This window comes from Bradyrhizobium sp. NAS80.1, from assembly GCF_001908205.1.
Classification (GTDB): Bacteria; Pseudomonadota; Alphaproteobacteria; order Rhizobiales; family Xanthobacteraceae; genus Bradyrhizobium.
In genome coordinates, this window is sequence record NZ_LGHL01000008.1 from 24,764 (window position 1) to 30,943 (window position 6,180).

Consider the following 6,180-nt stretch of genomic DNA (forward strand, 5'->3'; position numbering starts at 1 on the left):
AGCATCTCGATGCCAGAGACACTGATCAAGGTCGATCTCACCAAGTCGGCTTATGAAAATGACATGGTGCACAATCGCTGGCACCCGGACATTCCGATCGTGGCGTGGGTCAATCCCGGCGACGACTTCATTATCGAGACCTATGACTGGACCGGCGGCTTCATCAAGAACAACGATTCCGCCGACGACGTGCGCGACATCGACCTGTCGATCGTGCACTTCCTCTCGGGCCCGATCGGTGTCAAGGGCGCCGAGCCCGGCGATCTTCTGGTTGTGGATCTGCTCGACGTCGGTCCGCTCAAGGAGAGCCTGTGGGGCTTCAACGGCTTCTTCTCCAAGCAGAATGGCGGCGGCTTCCTCACCGACCACTTCCCGCTCGCGCAGAAGTCGATCTGGGACATCAAGGGTCTCTACACCTCGTCGCGCCACGTGCCCGGTGTCAACTTTGCCGGATTGATCCATCCCGGCCTGATCGGCTGTCTGCCGGATCCGAAGATGCTGGACATGTGGAACAAGCGCGAGGCTGAGCTGATCTCGACCAACCCGACCCGCGTGCCCGGCCTTGCCAACCCGCCGTTCGCGCCGACCGCCCATGGCGGCCGCGCCAAGGGCGACGCGAAAGCCAAGATCGGTGCGGAGGGCGCGCGCACCGTGCCGCCGCGCGAGCATGGCGGCAATTGCGACATCAAGGATCTTTCGCGCGGCTCAAAGATCTACTTCCCGGTCTATGTGCCGGGCGGCGGTCTCTCGATGGGCGATCTGCACTTCAGCCAGGGTGATGGCGAAATCACCTTCTGCGGTGCGATCGAGATGGCCGGCTGGCTGCATTTGAAGGTCGATGTCATCAAGGACGGCGTTGCCAAGTACGGCATCAAAAATCCGATCTTCAAGCCGTCGCCGATCACGCCGAACTACAAGGACTATCTGATCTTCGAAGGCATCTCGGTGGACGAGGCCGGCAAGCAGCACTATCTCGACGTGCACATCGCGTATCGCCAGGCCTGCCTCAACGCCATCGAGTATCTGAAGAAGTTCGGCTACTCCGGCGCGCAGGCTTATTCGATCCTCGGCACGGCGCCGTGCCAGGGCCACATCTCCGGCGTGGTCGACGTCCCCAATGCCTGCGCCACGTTGTGGCTGCCGACGGAGATCTTCGACTTCGACGTGATGCCGTCGGCGGCGGGGCCCATCAAGCACATCAAGGGCGATATCCAGATGCCGATATCGCCGGACAAGTAATCCCTGCGTGAGAAGGATGCGGGACGGCGCCTCTCTGCTGCCCCGCATCCGCCGCGGGATCATTTTGAACAGGCAAGAGCGTGGGATGATGCGATGCCGGTCTATGAATATCTCTGTGACGACTGCGGACCTTTCAAGGATCTGCGCCCGATGGCGGAATGCGACGACCCGCAAAGGTGCCCGCACTGCGAGACTCTCGCGCCGCGCGTGATCCTGACCGCGCCGAATTTCTTCTGCATGCCGGCGGAGAAGCGCAAGGCGCACGCCGTCAACGAGCGCAGCACGCACGCGCCGCAGACGCTCGCGCAATACAAGGCGTCGCATGGGCCCGGCTGCGGTTGCTGCTCCACGGGCAAGAAGAAGCCGGCGCGGCACATGACGAGGACTAAGAGCGGTGCCAAGAGTTTCCCGACGGCACGTCCTTGGATGATCAGCCACTAGTGCCCTCTATCGGTCCGTGCGACGCGGACGTGCGTCATGCGGCGAGCCCCAGGGTAGCGCGGTGATCAATCTTTCAGAAACGGCCGGCGGGACTACGTGACGCCCAGATTGGCGGAAGACTCGCGCAGCTGGGCCAAAGGCTCATTGACAGCACGGCCAAGAAGCTCGCCGACGAATTCTTTGCGAAGCCCGGTGCTGGCCACCCATGGCGGGGTGGTCGACGGGATCATCGTCGCCGCGCTTCTTGTCTTTGCGGTGGCGACCATAACCGGCGCCCGTGCGCAGATAGGGCCACTATCATTCCATCGAGGCGTTTTGGCAAGACATCATCTACATGGAAATCATTTACTCACTACGGGAGGCCTTCTTCCAAAAGCGAAATACAATCTGACGCAATTGAAGCTGATTGAGAGTGTCGAGCAGCGCTTCAAGATGGGAAGCGAGCATGTCTATGGTGACTTCACTTCCCGGTTGGAAACGGCGGTAGAACTCGTAATCAAGACCATACAAGACCCCAGCGCAGCTAAGCCGTCACGGTGCACGCCATTCATGAGTTCGGAAAAATTGGTAATCAGGCTGCTCCGCTTCGTGTTGATGTTCTACGTCACGGCGCACAAATCGCTTCTCGCAGTATAAAGCTGTTGGCACGGCAACCCAAGGTGGGCGAACCTCGTCTTTGGCCCATTGCCGCGCTCGATAGGTCTGTTACTGGCCCTTCGCGTCATTTCGTTGCCGCGCAGTAAGCTGGTCGGTTTCGGAGAAGAGCAGACATCGAACGGCGGCCGAAACCCGCAGAGTCGGTCGAGATTGACCCTGAGCCGACATGCCCCCTTCTGCGGGGCTGCAATAAGTCGGCGCGCGTGATAGACTTTCGGTCCTGTCGGTCCAGAGCGGATAGCGCAAAATCCGTAGGGGGCCGCGATGCAACAAATCGCCGACTGGCTCGAAAAGCTCGGCATGTCCGAGTACGCCAAACTTTTTGCTGAAAACCGCATTGATTTCTCCGTCCTTCCCGACCTGACCGATCAGGACTTGGAGAAACTGGGCGTCGTTCTCGGTGATCGCCGCAAAATGCTGCGTGCGATTGCCGCGATGGCCGGCGTACCTGCGGCAGGAGCCCCGCCGGCGCCAGCTACCACTTACGTCACACAAGAGCCGGCGGCCTCACCCGTTTCCGCCACGGCTGAGGCAACCGGTGAGCGCCGCTATGTCACGGTCATGTTCTGTGATCTCGTCGGCTCGACCAGCATTTCCGCGCAGCTCGATGCCGAGGAGTGGCGCGACCTCGTCAGCGCTTATCTCGATGCCGCCTCCACCGCCGTGACCGAGATGGGCGGCCATGTCGCCAAGAAGTTGGGCGACGGGTTAATGGCGCTGTTCGGCTATCCGGCCGCGCAGGAGAACGACGCCGAACGGGCGGCGCGGGCTGCGCTCTCGATCCAAAGAGCACTTGCCGAGGTGAACCGCAAGAACGCCAGTGCTGGCAAGCCTGCGCTTAACGCGCGCATCGGGATTGAAACCGGAGCGGTCGTGATCGATGCGGCGGGCGAGATTTACGGTGATGCGCCGAACGCTGCGGCGCGGGTGCAGGCGCTGGCGGAGCCGGGTACGGTCGTGGTGACGGCGCGGGTGCAACACCAGGTCGCCGGTCTGTTCGTCGTCGAGGACCGCGGCAGCCATGAACTTAAGGGCGTGCCGGAGTCGGTGACACTGTACCGGCTGGTGCGGGCAAGCGGTGGCGGGCGCCGCGCGGGACAGCGCCATCTCGCGCCGCTGGTGGGTCGCGAAGAAGAGATCGCGATGTTGATGCGGCGCTGGGAGCGGGCGCGGCGGGGCGACGGTCAGTTGGTGATGATCGTGGGCGAGCCGGGATTGGGAAAATCCCGCCTGATCGAGGAATTCCATCCCCGGCTGCGCGAGGTGCCGCACACTTGGGTCGAATGGAGTTGCTCGCAGCTTCTGCAGAACACGCCGCTGCACCCGATTGCCGATTGGGGCCGCCAGCGCTTCGGCGGCCCCGATATACCCGCTGAGCAGCGTCTCGCGGACCTGGAGCATACGCTGGCGCTGGTCAGGCTCGACCCGACAGAGAATGCCCCCTTACTCGCGCCACTCTTGGACATTCCCTTACCGCAGGACCGTGCACCGACCTTAGAGCCGGAGGTGTTGCGGCGCCGACAGCTGACAGCGCTCACAAACTGGGTTATGGCCGGCGCGCGCACTCAGCCAGCTGTGCTGGCACTTGAAGATGTGCATTGGGCTGATCCAACCACGCTCGAGCTATTGCGCGGCATTGCCGAACGCGGCGCGCTGGCGCCCTTGTTCGTTCTCATCACCGCCCGGCCTGAGTTCCGGCCGCCATGGGGCATGCGCTCGCATCACAGCACAATCTCCCTGGCTCCGCTGGATCGCGCGCAGGTGCGTCACATGGTCGGCGAGCTTGCCGCCCGCCATGCGCTGCCAAGGGAAGTGGTCGACGGCGTGACCGAGCGCACCGGCGGCGTGCCGCTGTTTGTCGAGGAGGTGACGCGGCTCTTGCTGGAGCGCGGCGGGCATGGGGGCATCCAGGCGATTCCGCCGACCCTGCAGCAATTGTTGACGGCGCGGCTCGACCGGCTTGGCCCAGCGCGCGAGTTGGCGCAGATCGGCGCTGTTATCGGGCGCGACTTTTCCTATCGGCTCCTTCGCGCCGTGGCCGGGACCGAAGACGTGCCGCTTCAGACGGCGCTGGAGCGGCTCGCCGAGGCAGACATTCTGCTGGTGCAAGGTCTACCGCCGGACTCCGAATATCGCTTCAAGCATGTGCTCATCCAGGATGCGGCTTATGAGAATTTGCTCAAGAGTCGACGTCAGGTTTTGCACCGCCGCGTCGGCGAAGTGTTACGCGATGATTTTGCCGCCACCGCTGCGGCCGAACCGGAGCTATTGGCGCATCACTTCACAGAGGCCGGGCGCAGTGATGCCGCGGTCGAGTATTGGCAACGAGCGGGGGATTTGGCGATGGCGCGCTCGGGCCACGCCGAGGCTATTCATCACTTTTCCCTTGCGCTGGACCTCTTAAGCAAGCTTGGCGAGAAACCCGATCGTGCAGCGAAGGAGCTGGAGTTATGCGTCAAGCTCGGGCCCGCCCTTGTGATGGTGAAGGGCCCCGGTTCACCGGACGTCGATGCGATCTATCGCCGCGCCGTGGCTCTCGAGGCGGGCGAGGACAGCGCGGCGCGGTTCAAGGCGCTGTGGGGCCTCTGCTACTATTCGATGAACTCCGGACGCTTGCGTGCGGCGGCCGCTCATGCCGACGAGCTGCTCGGGCTTGCGCAGCGCTTGGGCGCTGATGATCTCGTCCTTGAGGGCCATCACGTGAAGTGGGCGACGTCGCTTTGGCGCGGCAACTTGGCCGCCGCAGACGAGCATTGTCAAAAAGGCATTTCAGGATACGACTGCACCCGGCATCATGCCCTCGCGTTCGCGTTCAGCGGTCATGATCCCGGTGTGTGCGCTCATGGCCAAAGGGCGATCAATATGGCGCTCTTCGGGTACCCTCACCAGGCCATGAACCTCGGTGCGGAGGCCGTCACGTTGGCTCGAAGCTTGTCCCATCCATACAGCCTCGCCATCGCAATGTGGTTCTGTGCGATCGTCCTTCAGGTCGGTCGCCAGAGGCAAAGTTGCCATGAAATTGCGACTGAACTGCTCCAGCTATCGCAGGGACACGAGTTTCCAGGGATGCGCGGCGCCGGAATGTTCTTCGCGGGCTGGGCGACCGCGGATGGCGGTGAACTCGAGCAGGGTATCGCCTTGATGGAACAGGGTCTTGCGCTGTTTTCGGCCGGTCGCCGTGTCACCAGACCTTACATGCTGGCCGTTCTGGCAAGCGCTAAAGCGGATCTCGGCAGGCCGGACGAAGGGCTCGAATTGTTGAAGGATGCGCTCGCCTCGACAGCGGTGAGTGGTGAGCGTTGGTGGCAGGCCGAAATGCACAGCCTTAGGGGTCGGCTGCTTGCGGCGTGCGGGCAACACGATGAGAGCGAAGCCTGTTTTCGATGCGCAATCGAGGTCAGCCGCGGACAGAGTGCGAGGACGCTGGAGCTGCGTGCTGCCACAAGCCTCGCGCGGCTCTGGAGCGACCGAGGCAGGAACGCCGAAGCCCACGATCTCCTCGCCCCGGTCTACGGCTGGTTCACCGAGGGTTTCGACACACTCGACTTGCAGGAAGCCAAGAGCCTACTTGACGCGCTGTAGCCATGACGGCACTCATGGTCGAAGGTCTCTATGGAACTTCCGCTGTTGGCCCTTCGCGACATATTGCGCCGCCGTGCGAGCTTAGTCGCCAACTGGATAAAGCGGACGTCGACCAGCCGACAATCCCCACCAAATTCGTCGAAAATGACCCATCTGCGACATTGTCCGCGATCAAGTCGCCTCGATGATCGCGAAATTGCCTGCTCGGTTCTTGACTCGGTTCCTCAGGCTCGCCATGTTGCGATGCACAACTATATTTTG

At 62.5% G+C, this 6,180-nt stretch carries 4 protein-coding genes; all 4 read left to right on the plus strand.

Annotation, left to right across the window (positions count from 1 at the left end; all coding sequences use genetic code 11):
- The first annotated feature begins 9 nt into the window (after positions 1-9).
- Entirely contained in the window at positions 10-1,239 is a 1,230-nt protein-coding gene (fmdA, locus tag AC629_RS02465; RefSeq protein WP_084803188.1) for a formamidase, read from the plus strand.
- A 93-nt stretch (positions 1,240-1,332) separates the two neighbouring features.
- Positions 1,333-1,680: an FmdB family zinc ribbon protein gene (locus tag AC629_RS02470; RefSeq protein ID WP_084803189.1), complete on the plus strand. Its 348-nt coding sequence runs from the start codon at positions 1,333-1,335 to the stop codon at positions 1,678-1,680.
- A 192-nt stretch (positions 1,681-1,872) separates the two neighbouring features.
- On the plus strand, positions 1,873-2,316 hold the full coding sequence (locus tag AC629_RS46450; protein ID WP_168195370.1) for a hypothetical protein: 444 nt from the start codon (positions 1,873-1,875) through the stop codon (positions 2,314-2,316).
- Between the two features lie 285 nt (positions 2,317-2,601).
- On the plus strand, positions 2,602-5,919 hold the full coding sequence (locus AC629_RS02485; protein ID WP_084803191.1) for an AAA family ATPase: 3,318 nt from the start codon (positions 2,602-2,604) through the stop codon (positions 5,917-5,919).
- Positions 5,920-6,180 lie beyond the last annotated feature (261 nt).

Excerpts from the sequence above, each read along its gene's own strand:
- fmdA (WP_084803188.1), top strand. The coding sequence starts at position 10 with ATGCCAGAGACACTGATCAAGGTCGATCTCACCAAGTCGGCTTATGAA.
- AC629_RS02470 (WP_084803189.1), top strand. The coding sequence starts at position 1,333 with ATGCCGGTCTATGAATATCTCTGTGACGACTGCGGACCTTTCAAGGAT.
- AC629_RS02485 (WP_084803191.1), top strand. The coding sequence starts at position 2,602 with ATGCAACAAATCGCCGACTGGCTCGAAAAGCTCGGCATGTCCGAGTAC.